Source organism: Mesorhizobium sp. ISC11 (assembly GCF_037162595.1).
GTDB lineage: Bacteria > Pseudomonadota > Alphaproteobacteria > Rhizobiales > Rhizobiaceae > Mesorhizobium > Mesorhizobium ciceri.
This window is the reverse complement of the sequence record NZ_JAVSPW010000001.1, coordinates 322,170-340,483: the sequence shown is the minus strand read 5'-3', so window position 1 is coordinate 340,483 and position 18,314 is coordinate 322,170. Positions and strand designations below refer to the sequence as shown.

Below are 18,314 nucleotides of genomic sequence, written 5' to 3'. Positions count from 1 at the left end.
TGTGTTGCTTTTATTGTACGTCCTGGCCTTCAGCCTGTCGCAATATGGCGGGCATCAGCACCGGAGCCATCGCCGTGACCGTGACCGACCTCTATCGAGGCTACATCGCCTGCCTCAACAATCAGGACTGGCAGAAGCTGCATCGCTTCGTTCATGACGAGGTGCACTACAATGGCGACCGCGTCGGATTGTCGGGTTACCAGGACATGCTGGAGCGCGATTTTCGGGAAATCCCAGACCTCTATTTCGATATCCAGTTGCTGATCGCCGAACCGCCGTTCCTAGCCAGCCGGCTTCAGTTCAACTGCACGCCGAAGGGAACCTTCTTCGGGCTCCCTATAAACGGCAGGAAGGTGTCCTTCAGCGAGAACGTCTTCTATGAATTCCTCGACGACCGGATCAGGAACGTCTGGTCGGTGATCGACAAGGCCGCGATCGAGGCGCAGCTTTAGTCAGGTCGCCCAGAAAGCGACGTCTGCGCGGCAGCGTCCGTGGATCGTTCGTAAAAATCGATCATTCTAACGAAAATAATTCGTTGGAAAGATTGGTTTAGGAATGGCATTCTCCCGGCATACTCGCCTGGAGCATTGCATTGTCTTCCGTTTCCCACTTCGCGAACGATATTCCAAAAAACGCGTTTCCTGCCGATGTCGCGCAAGGGCGAAAATCCCTTAGCTGGAATGGCATCGTCCCCGGCATCGTGCTGGTCACGATGATCACTGCCGTCGCCTTCTCGGCGCGCAATGTTTCCGGCTTCGCGCTGTTCAGTCCAATGATCCTCGCCGTCGTCGCCGGCATGATCTACTCCAACGTGCTCGGCACGCCCGTGCACGCCAAAGCCGGTATCGCATTCTCGCAAAAGCGCCTGTTGCGCTTCGCCATTGTGCTGCTCGGCTTCCAGCTGACGCTCGGCCAGGTGGTCTCGATCGGCGCCGGCGGCGTCGGCATTGTCGCGGCGACGCTTGGCGCAACCTTCGTTTTCACCATCACGCTTGGCCGGCTGATCGGCGTCGACGCCAAGCTGGCGCAGTTGATCGCCGCCGGCACCTCGATCTGCGGCGCTTCGGCCATCGTCGCCACCAACATCGTCACCGATGCGCGCGACGAGGACGTCACCTACGCCGTCGCCTCGATCACCTTGTTCGGCACCGTCGCCATGCTCGGCTTCCCGCTCATGGCGCCCATGCTCGGCCTCGACCAGCACGCTTTCGGCCTGTGGGCCGGCGCCTCGATCCACGAGGTGGCGCAAGTCATCGGCGCCGGCTTTCAGAACGGCACCCAGTCCGGCGAGATCGCCACCGTCGCCAAGCTGACCCGCGTTGCCATGCTGGCGCCGACGGTCGTCGCGCTCGGCCTGATGGCGCGCGGCAGGAGCAGCAGTGAGGTGGCGGCGCGGCCGCCCATGCCGTGGTTCGTCGCCGCCTTCGTCGCTGTCGTGGCGTTGAACAGCTTGGTCACGGTGCCCACCGAGGTGAAATCGGCAATGGCGCTCGCCACCACCATCATGCTGACCATGGGACTGGCCGCCATGGGCCTGCAGGCCGACATCTCTCAGTTGCGCTCGCGCGGCCTGCGCCCGCTGGCGCTCGCCTTCTCGGCCTTCCTGTTCATCGGCTGCTTCAGCCTGATGCTGGTGAAGTTCGCCTGAGCTTGATCGCCGGCACGCAGACGGCACAAGCGAGTTTGGGAATCAAATCACATCGGCTACGGTCTGCCGCGCATCAACACGCGAGCCCGCACCCGATCCATGCCGTTTGTTCCCTTACCCTTCGTCGTCGCCCTGTCGCTGTTCATCCTGCTTTGGGTCGTCGCCAGCCGCCAGGATGAGGCAGCACCGAACCTGCCGTTTCTCGCCCTGATCCTCGTTGCAGCGTTGCAATCGGTGCTCACCGGACTGCGCTGGGGCTATGGCATCAGCGAAGTCGGCTATATCGCCCCCGTATCCGCCGCGATCATGCCGTCTCTGCTCTACGCCGGCGTATCGAGCCTGGTTCGCACCAGCGACCGCCGGTGGCCGGCCCTGCTGGGGCTCCACGCGACACCCGCGGTCATCATCATCATGCTGATAATCTTTTGGCGCGAGGCGATCGACGTGGCGCTGACATCAATCGATTTCATCTACGCCGCCGCCATTCTCTGGCTGCTTCGCTCCGGCGCCGACGGGCTTCGCCTTGCGCCCTTCGACGGCGCGGTCCCGGTCTACAGGGCCATCCTTTTCGCGGCAGCTACGCTGTGCCTGTCGGGAGCCGTCGACATGCTGGTGTCCTTCGATCTGGCGTCGGGACATGGCGCTCGCGCGGCAACCGTGATCGGCATCGGCAATCTTTTCATGCTCGTCATTGTCGGCGTGGCGGCGGCTGCGGCCAGCCAAAGCCATGTCCCGCTCAATGCCGCCGAGCCCGTCGAGAGTCCGTCCCCACCCGACGCCGGCGAGAACGCCGATGCGATCGCCAGGGTCAACGAGTTGATGCAGGAGAAAAAACTATATCGCGACGCCAATCTCAACCTCAACCGGCTTGCCCGGCGCGCCGGAATTCCAGCACGGCAGATCTCAATGGCGATCAACCGGGCCACGGCCAGGAACGTCTCGCAATATGTCAACGGACACCGCATCACCGAGGCCTGCCGGCTGCTGAGCGAGACCGATCAGTCCGTGACGGAGATCATGTTTGCGGTCGGCTTCCAGACCAAGTCGAACTTCAACCGCGAATTCCGCCGCGTCACCGATATGACCCCGCTCGCCTGGCGGGACCGGAACGCGCCTGACGCGGCGCCCTCGCTTGCGAACCGGCGGGCGGCTGAAATCGGCAGCGCCGTTCCGCACTGAACGGTACTCAATCGCGATAAAGCACGTCCTTGATCGCGATCAAGGTCGCGGACTTCGCTCCGATCCGGTGACATCGGGTCGCTAACACTGCAATCGAACATGACCGCCAGCTTGCCCGGACGCTGTAGCCTCCGGCCTTGCCACCTATAGGGCGCGTTCGACAACGGAGATTTCAATGAAATTCTGGACTATGCTCTGCGCCGTCGCTGTTTCCACGGCGCTCATGCAACATCCCGCAGACGCCGGCGACAATGTCGGCGTTCGTCAGTTCCCTGCCCCATCCAAGGAGCGCGGCATCGATCTCGATGTGACGGTCTGGTATCCCGCGCAACCGGGCGGCGAGATGGTTATATCAGGCGACACCGCGCTTTTCGCCGGAACGGCCGCCATGCGCGATGCGCCTATCGCTGGCGGAAAATTTCCGCTTATCCTGCTTTCGCATGGCGCTGGCCTGGCGGGAACCCCACACGCCCTGAGCTGGATTGCAACGCCTCTGGCCAGGCAGGGATTCGTCGTCGCCGCTCCCACACACCCGGGAAATACGGGGAAAAACAGATCCGCCGCCGAGACGATGAAACTCTGGTTGCGGCCCGCCGATCTCACGGCTGCCCTGACCGCGACGGCGAAGGACGCTTTCTTCGCAGGGCACCTCGAACAAGGCAAAGTAGGCGTCCTCGGTCTTTCCATGGGCGGCAACACGGCGCTGGCGATAGCCGGTGCCCGCATCGATCCGAAATTGCTGGCGGCCTATTGCGATACGGACCTGCTCAATGCCTCGCTCTGCGACTGGGTCAGGCAAAGCGGCGTCGATCTTCACGCCATGGATTTGCAGGCCGCCGGTCGGGACAACCGGGATGAGCGCATTCATTTCGCCATGGCGATCGATCCTGCCCCATCCGATGTCTTCGATGTCAAAAGCTTTGCCGGTATCAAAATTCCGGTCGCTATCGTCAATCTTGGCCGACCAGGAAAGATTCCCGTGACCGCCGACGCATCCGAGATCGCAAAAGCAATTTCAAAGGCGAGCTATGCGACGATCGCGGATGCGAGCCACTACAGCATGTTCGGCGAATGTAAGCCCGGCGCTGCCGGCATCATTGCGGCCGAACAGATCGGCGACCCGGTTTGCGATGACGGTGGAGCACGATCGCGCGGTGATATTCACGCGCAACTGATCGACATGACGATTGCAGCTTTCAATCGCGCGCTGAAGACCGAGCCGTAGGACGCAGCTCAGTCCTCGAACGAACTCGCCGCGGCATAGATCGCCGCCAGCGTCTCGATGCCGGCCTGGTCGGCCTTGTCGAAGCGGCCGGGCAGCGGGCTGTCGAGATCGAGCACGCCGAAGACGCCTTCATCGTCCTCGAGCAGCACCACCAGTTCCGAGCGCGAATCGGCATCGCAGGCGATGTGGCCGGGAAAATCATGCACGTCCTTGATCAGCATCGAGGTGCCGAGTTCGACCGCCGTTCCGCACACGCCCTTGCCGACGGCGATGCGCACACAGGCCGGCTTGCCCTGGAACGGCCCGAGCACCATTTCCTCGTCCGACTGCAGGAAATAGAAACCGGCCCAGTTGAGGTCCGGCACCATCTGGAAGATGAGTGCTGCGGTGTTGGCGGCGTTGGCGATCGAATCGCGCTCACCCTCGAGCAGCGCCTTCAATTGGGTGGCGAGGTCGCGGTAGAACGTGGGCTTGTCTGAGGTGTCGATGGCCTTGGCCGCAAACATGAACGTGTCTCCGTGTCGGGAATGGCGGTTCGTCCGATCGCTTGCCAAAGTCCGGCGAGCTCCGCAACCAGACGGCCGCCGGGACAGTCTAGCGTGGATTGCGTCCCATCCGAAAGCCGCAAGATCATGATTGCCTCCCGGCACTGAGCCGGGCGACTGCGTAAACTTTGCGATGATCATCTTGAGAATCGTGGCGGCCCCGATCGGGGCCGCCATTCACATCTCCAACAGATCGGACAAGTCCTGGGTTTTAGTAGCCGCCCATGCCGCCACCGCCGCCACCCGCAGGTGCTGCATCCTTGGCCGGAATGTCGGTAATCATCGCTTCGGCGGTGATCAGAAGGGCTGCGATCGAACCGGCATCCTGGAGTGCGGTGCGCACCACTTTCGCCGGATCGACGATGCCTGCCTTGATCATGTCGACATAGACCTCGTTCTGGGCGTCAAAACCCTGATTGTGGTCCTTGCTGTCGGTGAGCTTGCCGACGACGATTGAGCCTTCGACGCCGGAATTCTCGGCGATCTGGCGGATCGGCGCTTCGAGCGCCCGCAGCACGATCGTGATGCCGGCCGTGACATCGGCATTGGCGCCGGTCAGGCCGCCAAGCGCCGAGCGGGCACGCAGCAGAGCGACGCCGCCGCCGGGCACGATGCCTTCCTCGACCGCCGCGCGGGTGGCGTTCAGCGCATCGTCGATGCGGTCCTTCTTTTCCTTGACTTCCGACTCGGTGACGCCGCCGACGCGGATGACGGCAACGCCGCCGGCGAGCTTGGCCAGCCGCTCCTGCAGCTTTTCCTTGTCGTAGTCTGACGTCGTCTCCTCGATCTGGCCCTTGATCTGAGCGACGCGCGCCTGGATGGTCGCCTTGGTGCCGGCACCGTCGATGATCGTGGTGGTGTCCTTCTCGATCAGCACGCGCTTGGCGCGGCCGAGCATCTCGATGGTGACGTTTTCGAGCTTGATGCCGAGGTCCTCGGAGATCATCTGGCCCGACGTGAGCACGGCGATGTCTTCCAGCATCGCTTTGCGGCGATCGCCGAAGCCAGGCGCCTTGACGGCCGCGACCTTGAGGCCGCCGCGCAGCTTGTTGACGACCAGCGTCGCCAGAGCCTCGCCCTCGACGTCCTCGGAGATGATCAGCAGCGGCCTGCCGCTCTGCACCACCGCTTCGAGGATCGGCAGCATCGCCTGCAGATTGCCGAGCTTCTTCTCGTGGATGAGGATGTAGGGCTCTTCCAGCTCGACGCGCATCTTGTCGGCATTGGTGACGAAATAGGGCGAGAGATAGCCGCGGTCGAACTGCATGCCTTCGACGACGTCGAGTTCGGTCTCTGCGGTCTTGGCTTCCTCGACGGTGATGACGCCGTCATTGCCGACCTTGTCCATCGCCTTGGCGATCATCTCGCCGACGCTGGCATCGCCATTGGCGGCGATGGTGCCGACCTGTGCGATCTCGGCCGACGACTTGACCTTCTTGGCGCGCGCCTGGATTTCCTTGACCACGGCGGAAACCGCCTGGTCGATGCCGCGCTTCAAATCCATGGGATTCATGCCGGCGGCGACCAGCTTGGCGCCTTCGCGCAGGATCGAGGCGGCCAGCACCGTGGCGGTGGTGGTGCCGTCACCGGCGAGGTCGTTGGTCTTCGAGGCCACTTCGCGCACCATCTGGGCGCCCATGTTCTCGAACTTGTCGGCAAGCTCGATTTCCTTGGCGACGGTGACGCCGTCCTTGGTGATGCGCGGCGCGCCGTAGGCCTTGTCGATGATGACGTTGCGGCCCTTGGGGCCGAGCGTGACCTTCACAGCATTGGTAAGGATCTCGACGCCGCGCAGCATGCGGTCGCGCGCGTCGGTGGAGAATTTGATTTCCTTGGCAGACATGATTTTTATCCAGTACGTTCGGAGAAAATAAGGTCAGGCAGCTTTCTTGGCGGCCACGGTCTTGTCGGTTGCAGCGGTCTCGCCCTTGTCGATGATGCCAGTCTCGTCCTTGTCGATGACGCCCATAATGTCGGCTTCCTTCATGATCAGAAGGTCCTCGCCGTCGATCTTGACCTCGGTGCCCGACCATTTGCCGAACAGGATGAAGTCGCCGGCCTTGACGTCGAGCGGAACAAGCGCGCCGTTTTCGTCGCGTGCGCCAGGGCCGACAGCGATGACTTCGCCCTCCTGCGGCTTTTCCTTGGCAGTGTCGGGGATGATGATCCCGCCCTTGGATTTGATATCGCCTTCGGCGCGACGAATGACGACGCGGTCGTGGAGTGGCCGAAATTTCATGGGAACTTTCTTTCTGGGGGCCGGCACAGGCGGCCACGCCCCTCCTCTATAGACGCGTTGGCACTCGATAGATAGGAGTGCCAAAAATTATTCGCGTACCAAATTAAATATTCAAAAGTATTATTTCAGCTGGCCGTTTCGTGATATCCGCAGAATGTCAAATAATTCAAAAGATTGAATTTTGCCGATCGAGTGCCTATTTATCGGACAAGTTCACTTTCACGATTTCAGGCACAAGGGAGATTTCTTCGATGGCCGAAGGCAATCAGACGATCATGGAAAAAGCTGAAGCCCGCTTTGTCGACAAGCAGAAGAAGACAGCGGAGAAAAACAAGGCGACCGCCGAATATATGTCCGAGGCAAGAGCCAGGGAGATCAAGACGGCAAGGCTGAGGGAGCTTCGGCTGGCCAAGGAAGAGGCCGATCGTGTCGCCGAGGCCCTCAATCCGACGCCGAAGAAGAAGCGGGTGACCAAGAAAGTTACGGAGGCTAAGACATGAGCCTCACCTTCCCCAACCGCAGCCGCAGCTATGACGAGGCGGGCCAGCGCATCCGTTTCGTCGGCCATGACGGCATGTTCCAGATCTCGTTCTCCGTCGCCGCCGACGCCATGGCCAAGATGCGGCCGGGAACCGCGGCCGATGAAGCCGGTTATCTCCAGACATTCGACACCGAGAGCAGTGCCATCCGCGAGGTCGCGTCGAAGGCCTACGACCGCACCCACAAGAGCATGTATGTTCTGACGGCGTCCGATTTCGGCTGATCAGTCCATTGCATGTCGCTCAAAACGACGATTAAAGATCCATCTCCTCGACCATCGCGCGTATCTTCGCAGCCTTTTCGAAATGGTCGAGGCGGTGGGTTCTGATCCACCATTCGGCGGCTTCCATCAGGAGTTCGGGGTTGTCGTTTCTGTTGGCGAAAAACGCATAGAACGACACGCCGACGCCGGCCCCCTTCTCGGAGATCTTGCGGTCGCAAACCTCCAGTATCTTCTGCTTCAGGCTGGCTCTCACGGGAATCCCTTGATTTGCGGTGCGGCAGGCTTCCGCCGGCGGGCCGCTACGGATCAGGCCTTGCGCTCGGCCCGTTCGCGGCGTTTGACATCGCGGACATTCATCTGCACGACCATGTCCTCGGCCTCGCGCGGCCCCATCCCGACCATCACCTTTTGCCGGACCACCGCAGGCTGGCCGGTGAAGACATCGATGATGCTCCAGCTCTGGGGAAGCTCCATACGCAGCGTGTAGCGGTTGGCCATGCCGGTCAGCCTTGCATCGTGAAAAACACGGCGCCCAGGATCAGCACCGTCCAGGCGACGACCGACAGTTTCAGCACCATGCCGCCATGCACGGCCAGAAGCTTCCGCAGGTGCGACACACCTGCCGACGAGGCCGGTGCCGCCGCCAGGGCGGCAGGAACCTTGAGGCCAAGTTTTCCAAAGACGGGCAGCAGCGACGGTTCACGCACGAAAGGCCTCGAATGTCAGGAAAAAGCGAAGCAAGAACGCTCGGCTCCCTTCCATACCACTCTTTTCGCGCGTGCCGGCATGCCAAATGCAAGACAGGACTGCTTTAACGTCCGGTCCGCACCGCCTTCGTAACGCACAAATCTATTCGTGGGGACTGACTGCCCTTGGGGCAGATTGGGACTGCTGTTCGACGCGAAATTTTGGAGGCCTCGCCTCGGAATCGAACCGAGGCTTCAGAGATTTGCCGTCTCCAGCGTAGCCGCTCCGCCACGAGGCCATGGCTGTTGAAGTAGCGGCCAAATATTTACGGAAAGGTTAATCCCGAGGGACTGTTCAGAATTTTCGGCACGATCTTCAGACCGTCCGCCAGCACATATTGCGGCCAGGTTTGCTGCCCGGCAGCGCCAACCCTTTGCCGGACCTCGCATCCCGCGCACGCTGCGATCCTTCACGCCTCAAGCGGCAGCCCGCCCCGTCTCGACCGAGGGCCTCCAGCACTGCGACTGGCGCTCTTCCCCTGAGCTAAGTGCTGCCGGCGCTGCTTTAACCCGCGTTTGCATTCGAAGGAAGAGAGCCGAGGCCCAACCAGCTTTTCCCTTGAACGGCGATCCAATCTGGTCTAGCCTCAGCTGAGAAAAGGTTTTCTCAAACAATTTCAGTCGGGCTTGGCCACCTGCCGGGCCTCTTTCAGATTGGTAAGAGAAAACCTTTTTCCAACTAAGGACTCTCGGCGCGATGCCATCGGACGATCTGCCTGTTCCGGTCTTTTCCAAGCCAGTCACCTTGCGTGACGTGGCCGCGCAGGCCGGAGTCAGCGTCGCTACCGCATCCAAGGCGCTCAACAGCCAGGGCCGGATGACAGCCGAGACGCGCGAACGCATTCGCGAGACCGCCCGGCGGCTTGGCTTCCGGCCCAACAGCCTGGCGCAAAGCCTGCTCCGACGCCGCAGCTTCACCGTCGGCCTGCTCACCAACGATACCTATGGCCGCTTCTCGCTGCCGCTGATGTCGGGCATTTCGGACGCGCTGGTCGACAATGGCGTCTCGGTGTTCCTGTGCAATGTCGAGGAGGATCCGCGGCTGGGCCAGATGCATGTCGACGCCATGCTCGACAAGCGCGTTGACGGCATCATCGCCACTGGCAAGCGCATCGATCGTCATCTGCCCGTCGACCTCTCCAATCTGCGCGTCCCGGTGATCTATGCCTTCACGCAGCCCGACCCCGACGCCGTCGCCTTCGTCTCGGACGATGTTGGCGGCGCCCGGCTGGCCGTCGAGCATTTTTGCCGGCTTGGCCGCAAGCGCATCGCCCACGTCACCGGGCCGGCGAGCTTTGCCGTGGTGCACGCGCGCGTTCAGGCTTACCGCGACGTGCTCGCCGAAAACGGCCTGACGGTCAGCGAGCCGCTGCTCGGCTCCTGGTCGGAAGCCTGGGGTCACCAGGCGGTTGCGCAACTGTTCGACGGCAAAAGCGAAAGGCCCGACGCGGTCTTCTGCGGCAACGACCAGATCGCGCGCGGCGTCATCGATGCTCTGCGCGAACGCGGCCTCGACGTACCCAGGGATGTCGGCGTCATCGGTTTCGACAATTGGGAGATCGTGGCCGAGGCGACGCGCCCGCCGCTGACCTCTGTCGACATGAACCTGGTCGCGCTCGGGCGCGAGGCCGGGTTGACCCTGCTTTCGCTGGTCGGCGGCAAGCCCGCCGCGCCCGGCATTCGAAAACTGCCGTGCCGGCTGGTGGTGCGGCAGTCATGCGGCCATCCGCCGGGTGGCTGAAAACGAAGCGCCGCGCAATCGGCGCCAAGCCGCGGACCGCGGCCAACCTTGGAGGAGGAGAACATGAGGAACCTGATTGCCAAACTGGCCCTGGCCGCTGCCGTTCTGGGCGGCGGTCTCGGCACTGCCGCCGCCGAGACGGCCAACATATGGGTGCGCGCCGACGGTTCGAATTTCATGCCGAGGATCGTCGATGCCTACAACAAGGCGCACACCAACCAGGTCAAGCTCGATATCATCCCCAATGCCGAGATCATCCCCAAATACGGTGCCGCGGCCGCCGGCGGCACAGCGCCCGACGCGCTGTCGCTCGACCTGATCTACACGCCCTCCTTCGCCGCAGCCGGCCAATTGGAGGACATCACCGACTGGGCAAAGTCCCTGCCCTATTTTGCCAGCCTGTCGCCGGCGCATGTGAAGACCGGCACCTACAAGGACCACATTTACGGCCTGCCCTTCTCCGCCGACGCCTCGGTGCTGATCTGGAACAAGAAGCTGTTCAAGCAGGCCGGCCTCGATCCCGAAAAAGGCCCGGCCAACTGGGCCGAGATCGCGGCCGATGCCGAGAAGGTCAACGCGCTCGGCGGCAACATCAAGGGCTTCTACTTCTCCGGCAATTGCGGCGGCTGCAACATCTTCACCTTCACGCCCCTGATCTGGGCGTCTGGTGGCGACATCCTGAGCGAAGACGGCTCGAAGGCGACGCTGGACAGCCCGCAGCTGCGCGGCGCCATCGATCTCTACCGCTCGATGGTCAAGAAGGATCTGGTACCGGCAGGCGCACAGACCGACACCGGCGCCAATTTCTTTGCCGCCTTCGCCGCCGGCAATATCGGCATCTCGCCGTCCGGCGCCTTTGCCATCGGCGCGCTCAACACCCAGTATCCCGACATCGATTACGGCGTCACCTTCCTGCCGGGCAAGGACAGCGGCTGGTCGTCCTTTGCGGGCGGCGACAATTTCGTCGTCACCAAGGGCACCACGAAACTGCCCGTGGTGAAGGAGTTCCTCGACTTCGCCTATTCGCTCGAGGGCCAGACCATCCTTGCCAAATACGGAAGCCTGCCGGTGCGCGGCGACATCGCCAAGGACGCGTTGAAGGATCTCGATCCGCGCTACCAGATCGCCGCCGAAGCCATGGCCAAGGGCAAGACGCCCTATTCGGTGGTGTTCAACGACCTGATCAACTCCGCCAACGGCCCGTGGACGCAGATGATCAACGAGGTCTTCTTCGGCGACGATGTCGATGGCGCGATAGCCAATGCGCAGGAAACGATGCAGTCGATCATCGACCAGGCGCCGCAGAAGTAGCGGACGCCTGCCGGCCGCCCGCCTGTCTCCCTGGGCGGGTGGCCGGATACCGCATCGCCAACGGCAGGGCTATCGCGTTGAGAAAAGACCCCCTCATCCGGCCGCTTCGCGGCCACCTTCTCCCCGCTGGGGAGAAGAGGCTGGCACCATCCCCGGCAACCTCCTCTCCCCTCGGGGAGAGGTCGGATTGCCCCGAATTGCTCTCTTCAATTGGGTTGGCAATCCGGGTGAGAGGGTTCTTTGCCAATGTCCCAATAGCACCGAGCGCGCAGCCATGACCGTCATCACCGCAGCAACCCCTGCCCCGCCCCGCGCCCGCAAGGTCGCCAGCCGCCACCAATGGATCGGCCTGCTCTATGTCGCGCCGGCTGTCGCGCTGGTCGTCGTCTTTTTCCTGATCCCGCTCGGCATGACGGCGTGGATGTCGCTGCACAACTGGCCCCTGATGGGCGAGCACAGCTTTATCGGCCTCGGCAACTATGTCGCCATCCTGCGCGACACCCGGTTCTGGAACGCGCTGCGCTTCACCGCCTACTACACCGTGATCGTCACCATCGCGATCTTCGTGGTGGCGTTTCCGCTGGCGCTGTTCGTCGAGCGGCCGCGGCCGCTGACCAATCTTTACCGGACGATGTTCTTCATGCCGGCGGTTGTCGGCTTTGCCTCGGCCAGCCTGCTCTGGTCATGGCTGTTGAACGTCGATTCCGGCCTGTTCAGCCCGGCCGCCTACGACCTTGGCCTGATCGACAGGAAGTTCAACCTTTTGGCCACCTTCCAGCCGGCCTTCTGGTCGATCATCGCCATGGTCGTCTGGAAGGTCGCCGGCTTCACTATGATCATTCTGATGGCCGGCCTGCAATCGATCCCGCAGGATCTGCAGGAGGCGGCCGTCATCGACGGCGCCGGTCCGTTCGCCAGGTTCAGGGCGATCACTTTGCCGCTGATGCGCCGCACGCTGGCGCTGGCCCTGATCCTGTCGGTCGCCGGCTCGATCCTCGCCTTCGACCAGTTCTACATCATCCTGCGCGGCGGCCCACGCAACCAGACGCTGACGGCGGTCTACTGGATCTTCAACCAGTCCTTCGTGTCGTTCAAGCTCGGCTACGGCGCGGCTTTGTCGATGGTGCTGCTGGTGATCCTGGTGGCGCTCAGCCTCGTCCAGCTGTGGCTGCTGCGCAAGCCGGAGGGGCTCGACTGATGGCGCAGGCCGCTTCCCGCAACCGCCGGCTCTTGAGCCGCATCGGCGAGCATTCGACCGGCATCGTCGCCTCGGTGCTGTTTGCCGCGCCGATCGTGTGGGCGGTGCTGTCGGCGTTCAAGCCAGCGACCGAAGCGCGCCTGCCGCCCCTGCCGCCCTGGCCGACATCAGGCTTCTCGCTGGAGAATTACGCCACGCTCAACAGCTTCGGCGACGGGCTCTGGGTCTCGGCGCAAAACAGCATCTACGTCTCGGTGATGACCGTGGTGCTGTCGGTCGCCGTCAGCGTGCTGGCCGGCTATGGCTTTTCGCGGTTCCGGTTTCCGTTCAAGAACCTGTTCTTCATCCTCATCCTGTCGACGATCATGATCCCGTTCCAGTCGATCCTGACGCCGATCTTCCTGGTGCTGACCAAGCTTGGCCTGCACAACACGCTGACCGGCCTGGTCGGCGTTTATGTGACGCTGCAACTGCCGTTTTCGATCTTCATGATGCGCAACGCCTTCGACGCAGTGCCGCGCGAGATCGAGGAAGCCGCCCGCATGGACGGCGCCGGCAATCTCACCATGCTTTGGAAGGTGATGCTGCCGCTGGTCTGGCCGGGCGTCGTCACCATCGCCCTGTTTGCCTTCCTCGGCGCCTGGAACGAATTCCTCGCCGCCCTCGTGCTGATGACCGACCAATCCAAATTCACGCTGCCAGTGATGATGACCGCACTGCAGTCGGGCCGCTTCGGCGCCATCGACTGGGGCGCGGTGCAGGCGGGCGTCACCGTGATGATGGTGCCGTGCCTCATCCTGTTCCTGGCGCTGCAGCGCTTCTACATCCGCGGCCTGATGGCCGGGGCCGTCAAATAGAATGGAGTAAATTCATGACCGCATCGCCATCCGCAAAAACCGGGAAACCGAAGCTCGCCTTCCGCCCGCTGCCGGTGCCGCAGGTCGACGTGCACGGCTTCTGGGGCGATCGCGCCGACGCTGTCGCCGCCCGCACCGCCGATATCCTCTACGAGCGCTGCGTGGAGGCCCGCATGCTGGAGCAGATCGATCCGGACCGTCCCTCGCCCGGCATAGTCATCCCCTTCCATTCGCCCTCTCCCGACGAAGCCGACCGCCAGGGCGCGGAATTCACCGGATCGACGGTGACCACGCAGATGTTCTGGGATTCCGATCTCGGCAAGACGATCGAGACCGCGGCCTATTCGCTGTACCGGCGCAAGAATCCCGAACTGGAGAAGAAGATCGACGCCGTCATCGACATGTATGGCAGGCTGCAGCAGGAGGACGGCTATCTCTCCAGCTGGTACCAACGCATCCAGCCCGGCAAGCGCTGGACCAATCTGCGCGACTGCCACGAGCTCTATTGCGCCGGCCATCTGATCGAGGGCGCGGTCGCCTACTACCAGGCGACGGGAAAACGCAAGCTGCTCGATATCATGTGCCGCTATGCCGACCACATCGCGTCGGTACTCGGCCCGGAGCCCGGCAAGAAGAAGGGCTATTGCGGCCACGAGGAGATCGAGCTGGCGCTGGTCAAGCTGGCACGGGTGACCGGCGAGCGGAAATATATGGAGTTGGCCAGATACTTCATCGACCAGCGCGGTCAGCAGCCGCATTATTTCGACGAGGAGGCCCGCGCCCGCGGCGCCGACCCGAAGGCCTATCATTTCAAGACCTATGAATACAGCCAGTCGCATATCCCGGTGCGAGAACAGAACAAGGTCGTCGGCCATGCTGTCAGGGCGATGTACCTCTATTCCGGCATGGCCGATATCGCGACCGAATATGGCGATGATACGCTGCGAGCAGCACTCGACCTTCTGTGGGACGATCTCACCACCAAGAGTCTCTACATCACTGGCGGACTGGGGCCGTCGGCGCACAATGAGGGCTTCACCAGCGACTACGACCTGCCCAACGAAAGCGCCTATGCCGAGACCTGTGCGGCGGTCGGCTTGGTGTTCTGGGCCAGCCGCATGCTCGGCATGGGGCCGAACGCGCGCTACGCCGACATGATGGAACGCGCCCTCTACAACGGTTCGATCTCGGGCCTGTCGCTCGACGGCTCGCTGTTTTTCTACGAGAATCCATTGGAAAGCCGGGGCAAGCACAACAGGTGGAAGTGGCACCGCTGCCCGTGCTGCCCGCCCAATATCGGACGCATGGTCGCCTCGATCGGCAGCTATTTCTACAGTCTGGCCGACGATGCGCTGGCCGTCCACCTCTATGGCGACTCGACCGCGCGCTTCGATATATCGGGCGTCCCGGTGAGCCTGACGCAGGTCAGCAGCTATCCCTGGGACGGCGCCGTCGACATCATGCTCGAACCGCGGGCGCCGGTCGAGTTCACTTTGCACCTGCGCATTCCCGCCTGGAGCGCCAGTGCCGGGTTGAAGATAAACGGCGAAGCCATCAGGCTGGCGGATATCACCAGCGACGGCTACGCCGCGATCAAGCGGACATGGAAAAAGGGCGACAATGTCCGGCTCGATCTCGAAATGCCGATCGAGCGGCTTTATGCCAACCCGCAGGTGCGCCAGGATGCTGGCCGCGTCGCGCTGTCACGCGGCCCGCTGATCTATTGCGTCGAGGCATCAGACAATGACAGCCAGCCGCATCGCCTGACGCTGCCGCGGACGGCCACCATCGAAGCGCAGCACCGGCCGGAACTTCTCGGCGGCGTGGTGACGCTGTCGACCGCGGCACTTGCCGATGTCTCCGACGGCTGGCAGGACGGGCTCTACAGGCCCGAGCCGCCGGCCACCGCCGAGACGCGCCTGACCTACATTCCCTATTTCGCCTGGGACAATCGCGAGCCCGGCGAGATGCTGGTATGGCTGAGGGACGGCTGAACGAGGTCGGTGTATCGGCGATGACCGATCCAAGCTCAGCCGCGGTCGATGCCGCGGTTTCGGGCTTTTGGTCCATATAGCGCAGACGCAGGCGCAGGAATGGCGCCTCGACGCAGGTATAGCTGAGATAGCCGATCGGGATCGTCGCCACGAAGCACAATGCGGACCAGAGGCATGCGACGTAGAAATTGCTGATGCTCATGACATTCGTGTCTATGAACGCTGCCAATTGCATGACGAAGAACAGGTGCAGAAGATAGATCGAATAGCTGTAGGCCCCAGCCTTCTCCAGTACCCTGAATGGCGGGCTTGTTCGCTTTCTCGAAAAGCTCGTGTCGTAGTAGGCGATGCCGAATGAATAGGCTGTCGCCTCCAGGGTCGGCAGGATGATCCATATCCAATGAGGCGACGGATAGCGGCCCAGTTGGTAAAATCCGCCGGCTGCATCGAACCACCAGAAGAACCCCGAAAAAGCCATGAGAACGGCCAGCGCCAGCCAGTGTTGGTTCTTCGCGTGGGCACGCAGGTGAAAGGCAAGAATGCCGGCCAGGAACTGATCCGCATGGCCTATGATGGTTGCGGACGCCGCCGACTGCACTTCGCCGATCTGCACATACAGGACGGACCTCAGCACAATGGCTGCCGCGATGAACAGCAAGGGCGCGAACACAAACCGCCTGGATACCATCAACAAGAACGGCAGCAACAGGTAGAAGTGCGCTTCGATCGTTATCGACCAGCCGCCATTCGGGAGGGTGGGAAAAAGAAACCCCAATCCGACGCCCGTGAAATACCCGTCGAGGGACTGGCCGGCCACGTACCTGCGGCAGGCCTCGATGCATAGCATGGCCAGGAGAAGCGGAAGCAGCCTGAGGGCCCTGTTGGCAAAGAAGGGCAGATAGTTGATCTGCTTTCCATCGAGCAGCTTGGCGAACAGGTAGCCGGAAAGCGCCATGAACAGGGAAACGCCAGTATGCCCTTCATCCAGAACGCTGAAGATAGGAAGAGCCGGCACGAAGTCATAAGGCACGGGGCCTTCAGGAGAAGCATGAAGGAAATGCCAGGTAAAGACAAGAAAGGCCGCCAGGCCACGAACATGATCCAGCGCTGGGTAATGCTCTCCGGTCGAGGATTTCATGATTGGCCCACGCGCACCGTGTCCTGCGCCGGTGTTCAGGTCATCGTTGGGCGAGAACTGTTTTCAATTCATTAAACCCTCACTGCGGAGACTTCCGAAATCAGAGATTTGCTTCGCAAGGTGCTGTGGCCTGCAAGCATCCGGAGCCAAACACGACTGAAGCGTGCCGCGTCTGAGCGGATCACTTCTGGGCGGATCACTTCTGAGCGACGGTCAGCCCGATCTCTTCCGCCACCAGTTCCTGCAGCCGCCACAGATTGCGGTCGCGGATGCCGCAGGCTTCGAGGTGGCGGATCGTCTCGAATAGATATTGCGCGCCCGAGCCCCAATGACCGACGGCTGTCACCAGCGTCGCCGCGATCGCCTGCTTGTCGAGCTTGCCGGCATAACGCGGATTGGCGGGATCGACGACGAAGCCAAGCGCGCGACATGGGCCGCCTTCGGTCCTGACCTGCAGCAAGCGCGGCACGTTGACGGCGGGCAGGATGGTCATTTCGCGGCGCAGCAGCGCTTCGAGGTTGGCCGCCACCGGTTCCGCGATCTCGAACACCACGCCCTGGCACTGGCCGCCGCGATCGAGCGCCATCATCAAGCCGGGCTGCTCGACCGTGCCGCGAAAACGCTGCACCGTGAAGCAGAACGAACGATGCCAGCCGCTGGCCACCGCGCGTTCTCCGCCCCTCACCTCGCCGGCGGGCTTCCACAGCAGCGAGCCATAGGCAAATAGTTTCAGCGGCCCGGCCGGAGCGCCGGCCAGCACCTCGTCGCGGATACGCGCATAGTCGGCATCGGTCATGTGAACCATGCCCGGCGTCGGCCCGGCATCCTCGACAGCACGCATAGTGCGCGCGACCAACGCCTCGGTCAGCGCCATCGGCGTGTTGCGCGGCACGGACTTGCGCGGCGATATGGCAGAAATCGGCTGGTTCATTTCATACCCTCTACCGTCGCCGTCATGTTGCCGAAGGCAGAGGGATTCTCAAGGGTCCATGTGACCGGCGCAAAATTCAACGGCCGATGCCGGGCGGGTGACCCTCCCGCCCGGCATCCAATCATTCTAGTGCTTGGTGCTCTTGCCGCCGATGGGGATGCGCCTCATCTTGTTCTGTGCCTTCTCGGATTTCGGCAAGGTGACGAACAGCACGCCGTTGCGGAAATCGGCAGCGACCTTGTCTTCTTCGACTTCGAAGCCGATCGGAATGCGACGTTCGAAGCGGCCGTAGAACCGCTCGGAGAACTGACGTTCCTTGTCGTCGGTTTCGGCGTGTTTTTCGCCGCGCAACGTCAGGACGCCGTCATCGAGCAACACCTCGATGTCCTTTTCCTCCATGCCAGGTATCTCGGCGGTCACGCGGATTTCCTTGTCCGTTTCCGAGATTTCCACGCTAGGCCAGCCACCGCCCGCTGAAGAGAGCCTGCCCAAGGATGGAAGACGTGAACCGAAACCGCGGAACATGTCGTCAACAAGGCGGTTCATCTCGCGATGCAGGCTCATGAATGGGTCCTGATCGCGGTCGCCTGAGAGGGTCTGAACCTGGTTTGGATCGCGACCCCATGGCATCAGATCACGAATGGTCATTGCATTTGCTCCTTTCTTGATCCTGTCTATCGTTCGTTTGCATGCTCTGGTTGCCATGCTCGGACGATGCGCGTCTGCGCCATTGGCGCTCCGGTCCAGTTGGAAACGCCTGGATCAGTGGCGGGGGCTCGCGCACCTGAGCCTGCCCGAG

General features: G+C 62.3%; 20 protein-coding genes, 1 tRNA gene and 1 pseudogene. 12 read left to right on the top strand and 10 right to left on the bottom strand.

The features are described from left to right. The first annotated feature begins 74 nt into the window (after window positions 1–74). From RPF88_RS01745 to RPF88_RS01730, 4 genes are all read left to right on the top strand, one after another. Window positions 75–452 carry an ester cyclase gene (locus RPF88_RS01745; RefSeq protein WP_024501791.1) on the top strand — a complete coding sequence of 126 codons (378 nt, stop codon included), beginning with the start codon at window positions 75–77 and terminating at the stop codon, window positions 450–452. A 140-nt stretch (window positions 453–592) separates the two neighbouring features. Beyond that, on the top strand, window positions 593–1,648 hold the full coding sequence (locus RPF88_RS01740) for a YeiH family protein (RefSeq protein WP_064994020.1): 1,056 nt from the start codon (window positions 593–595) through the stop codon (window positions 1,646–1,648). 99 nt (window positions 1,649–1,747) lie between these two features. Next, window positions 1,748–2,827 (top strand): helix-turn-helix domain-containing protein, encoded by a 1,080-nt coding sequence (locus tag RPF88_RS01735; RefSeq protein WP_127366026.1) that lies wholly within the window; start codon window positions 1,748–1,750, stop codon window positions 2,825–2,827. Between the two features lie 175 nt (window positions 2,828–3,002). Next, window positions 3,003–4,052: an alpha/beta hydrolase family protein gene (locus RPF88_RS01730; RefSeq protein WP_063168666.1), complete on the top strand. Its 1,050-nt coding sequence runs from the start codon at window positions 3,003–3,005 to the stop codon at window positions 4,050–4,052. Window positions 4,053–4,060: 8 nt separating this feature from the next. Here the strand turns inward: RPF88_RS01730 and RPF88_RS01725 are convergent, their stop codons facing one another. From RPF88_RS01725 to RPF88_RS01715, 3 genes are all read right to left on the bottom strand, one after another. After that, window positions 4,061–4,558, bottom strand: a complete 498-nt coding sequence (locus RPF88_RS01725) for a GAF domain-containing protein (protein WP_013530535.1) — start codon at window positions 4,556–4,558, stop codon at window positions 4,061–4,063. Window positions 4,559–4,808: 250 nt separating this feature from the next. After that, window positions 4,809–6,440, bottom strand: coding sequence for a chaperonin GroEL (groL, locus tag RPF88_RS01720; RefSeq protein WP_086081317.1), 1,632 nt, complete (start codon window positions 6,438–6,440; stop codon window positions 4,809–4,811). 33 nt (window positions 6,441–6,473) lie between these two features. Next, a complete protein-coding gene (locus RPF88_RS01715; RefSeq protein WP_013530533.1) occupies window positions 6,474–6,836 on the bottom strand; it encodes a co-chaperone GroES in 363 nt (120 codons plus the stop codon). Between the two features lie 251 nt (window positions 6,837–7,087). On the opposite strand from RPF88_RS01715, the gene RPF88_RS01710 reads away from it, so the two are divergent. Further along, complete coding sequence (locus tag RPF88_RS01710) at window positions 7,088–7,336, top strand: hypothetical protein (RefSeq protein ID WP_013530532.1); 249 nt, start codon at window positions 7,088–7,090, stop codon at window positions 7,334–7,336. Continuing rightward, a complete protein-coding gene (locus tag RPF88_RS01705; RefSeq protein WP_013530531.1) occupies window positions 7,333–7,599 on the top strand; it encodes a DUF1488 domain-containing protein in 267 nt (88 codons plus the stop codon). The genes RPF88_RS01710 and RPF88_RS01705 overlap by 4 nt, the downstream gene beginning before the upstream one ends. A 31-nt stretch (window positions 7,600–7,630) precedes the next feature. Here the strand turns inward: RPF88_RS01705 and RPF88_RS01700 are convergent, their stop codons facing one another. From RPF88_RS01700 to RPF88_RS01685, 4 genes are all read right to left on the bottom strand, one after another. Beyond that, complete coding sequence (locus RPF88_RS01700) at window positions 7,631–7,852, bottom strand: DUF6500 family protein (protein ID WP_127367757.1); 222 nt, start codon at window positions 7,850–7,852, stop codon at window positions 7,631–7,633. A gap of 53 nt (window positions 7,853–7,905) precedes the next feature. Then, on the bottom strand, window positions 7,906–8,097 hold the full coding sequence (locus RPF88_RS01695) for a hypothetical protein (RefSeq protein WP_027160878.1): 192 nt from the start codon (window positions 8,095–8,097) through the stop codon (window positions 7,906–7,908). A gap of 5 nt (window positions 8,098–8,102) precedes the next feature. After that, on the bottom strand, window positions 8,103–8,306 hold the full coding sequence (locus RPF88_RS01690; protein WP_127367758.1) for a hypothetical protein: 204 nt from the start codon (window positions 8,304–8,306) through the stop codon (window positions 8,103–8,105). Between the two features lie 202 nt (window positions 8,307–8,508). Continuing rightward, window positions 8,509–8,584, bottom strand: a tRNA-Cys gene (locus RPF88_RS01685). 458 nt (window positions 8,585–9,042) lie between these two features. Between RPF88_RS01685 and RPF88_RS01680 the strand changes: the two genes are divergently transcribed. The 5 genes from RPF88_RS01680 (at window position 9,043) to RPF88_RS01660 (ending at window position 15,446) form a co-directional block, all read left to right on the top strand. Next, entirely contained in the window at window positions 9,043–10,086 is a 1,044-nt protein-coding gene (locus RPF88_RS01680) for a LacI family DNA-binding transcriptional regulator (RefSeq protein WP_013530527.1), read from the top strand. A 63-nt stretch (window positions 10,087–10,149) separates the two neighbouring features. Then, the gene (locus RPF88_RS01675) at window positions 10,150–11,397 is read left to right on the top strand and encodes an ABC transporter substrate-binding protein (RefSeq protein ID WP_013530526.1); all 1,248 of its coding nucleotides are present in this window, start codon (window positions 10,150–10,152) and stop codon (window positions 11,395–11,397) included. Between the two features lie 274 nt (window positions 11,398–11,671). Next, window positions 11,672–12,595 carry a carbohydrate ABC transporter permease gene (locus tag RPF88_RS01670; protein WP_024503911.1) on the top strand — a complete coding sequence of 308 codons (924 nt, stop codon included), beginning with the start codon at window positions 11,672–11,674 and terminating at the stop codon, window positions 12,593–12,595. After that, window positions 12,595–13,452 carry a carbohydrate ABC transporter permease gene (locus RPF88_RS01665; RefSeq protein WP_024503912.1) on the top strand — a complete coding sequence of 286 codons (858 nt, stop codon included), beginning with the start codon at window positions 12,595–12,597 and terminating at the stop codon, window positions 13,450–13,452. The genes RPF88_RS01670 and RPF88_RS01665 overlap by 1 nt, the downstream gene beginning before the upstream one ends. Window positions 13,453–13,466: 14 nt before the next feature. After that, a complete protein-coding gene (locus RPF88_RS01660) occupies window positions 13,467–15,446 on the top strand; it encodes a glycoside hydrolase family 127 protein (RefSeq protein ID WP_337121587.1) in 1,980 nt (659 codons plus the stop codon). Window positions 15,447–15,642: 196 nt separating this feature from the next. Here the strand turns inward: RPF88_RS01660 and RPF88_RS01655 are convergent. Continuing rightward, window positions 15,643–16,533, bottom strand: a pseudogene (locus tag RPF88_RS01655) (acyltransferase family protein); the annotation flags it as partial. Between RPF88_RS01655 and RPF88_RS01650 the strand changes: the two are divergent. Beyond that, window positions 16,495–16,659, top strand: a complete 165-nt coding sequence (locus RPF88_RS01650; protein ID WP_337123929.1) for a hypothetical protein — start codon at window positions 16,495–16,497, stop codon at window positions 16,657–16,659. The pseudogene RPF88_RS01655 and the gene RPF88_RS01650 sit on opposite strands and share 39 nt — an antisense overlap. A gap of 121 nt (window positions 16,660–16,780) precedes the next feature. Here RPF88_RS01650 and RPF88_RS01645 read toward each other — a convergent pair whose 3' ends face one another. Both RPF88_RS01645 and RPF88_RS01640 read right to left on the bottom strand, forming a co-directional pair. Continuing rightward, a complete protein-coding gene (locus tag RPF88_RS01645) occupies window positions 16,781–17,515 on the bottom strand; it encodes a gamma-glutamylcyclotransferase (RefSeq protein WP_337121586.1) in 735 nt (244 codons plus the stop codon). 126 nt (window positions 17,516–17,641) lie between these two features. After that, the gene (locus RPF88_RS01640) at window positions 17,642–18,163 is read right to left on the bottom strand and encodes an Hsp20/alpha crystallin family protein (RefSeq protein ID WP_013530520.1); all 522 of its coding nucleotides are present in this window, start codon (window positions 18,161–18,163) and stop codon (window positions 17,642–17,644) included. Between the last annotated feature and the right edge of the window lie 151 nt (window positions 18,164–18,314).

Excerpts from the sequence above, each read along its gene's own strand:
- RPF88_RS01735 (WP_127366026.1), top strand. The coding sequence starts at position 1,748 with ATGCCGTTTGTTCCCTTACCCTTCGTCGTCGCCCTGTCGCTGTTCATC.
- RPF88_RS01730 (WP_063168666.1), top strand. The coding sequence starts at position 3,003 with ATGAAATTCTGGACTATGCTCTGCGCCGTCGCTGTTTCCACGGCGCTC.
- RPF88_RS01725 (WP_013530535.1), bottom strand. The coding sequence starts at position 4,558 with ATGTTTGCGGCCAAGGCCATCGACACCTCAGACAAGCCCACGTTCTAC.
- groL (WP_086081317.1), bottom strand. The coding sequence starts at position 6,440 with ATGTCTGCCAAGGAAATCAAATTCTCCACCGACGCGCGCGACCGCATG.
- RPF88_RS01715 (WP_013530533.1), bottom strand. The coding sequence starts at position 6,836 with ATGAAATTTCGGCCACTCCACGACCGCGTCGTCATTCGTCGCGCCGAA.
- RPF88_RS01710 (WP_013530532.1), top strand. The coding sequence starts at position 7,088 with ATGGCCGAAGGCAATCAGACGATCATGGAAAAAGCTGAAGCCCGCTTT.
- RPF88_RS01705 (WP_013530531.1), top strand. The coding sequence starts at position 7,333 with ATGAGCCTCACCTTCCCCAACCGCAGCCGCAGCTATGACGAGGCGGGC.
- RPF88_RS01695 (WP_027160878.1), bottom strand. The coding sequence starts at position 8,097 with ATGGCCAACCGCTACACGCTGCGTATGGAGCTTCCCCAGAGCTGGAGC.
- RPF88_RS01680 (WP_013530527.1), top strand. The coding sequence starts at position 9,043 with ATGCCATCGGACGATCTGCCTGTTCCGGTCTTTTCCAAGCCAGTCACC.
- RPF88_RS01675 (WP_013530526.1), top strand. The coding sequence starts at position 10,150 with ATGAGGAACCTGATTGCCAAACTGGCCCTGGCCGCTGCCGTTCTGGGC.
- RPF88_RS01670 (WP_024503911.1), top strand. The coding sequence starts at position 11,672 with ATGACCGTCATCACCGCAGCAACCCCTGCCCCGCCCCGCGCCCGCAAG.
- RPF88_RS01665 (WP_024503912.1), top strand. The coding sequence starts at position 12,595 with ATGGCGCAGGCCGCTTCCCGCAACCGCCGGCTCTTGAGCCGCATCGGC.
- RPF88_RS01660 (WP_337121587.1), top strand. The coding sequence starts at position 13,467 with ATGACCGCATCGCCATCCGCAAAAACCGGGAAACCGAAGCTCGCCTTC.
- RPF88_RS01650 (WP_337123929.1), top strand. The coding sequence starts at position 16,495 with ATGAAGGAAATGCCAGGTAAAGACAAGAAAGGCCGCCAGGCCACGAAC.
- RPF88_RS01645 (WP_337121586.1), bottom strand. The coding sequence starts at position 17,515 with ATGAACCAGCCGATTTCTGCCATATCGCCGCGCAAGTCCGTGCCGCGC.
- RPF88_RS01640 (WP_013530520.1), bottom strand. The coding sequence starts at position 18,163 with ATGACCATTCGTGATCTGATGCCATGGGGTCGCGATCCAAACCAGGTT.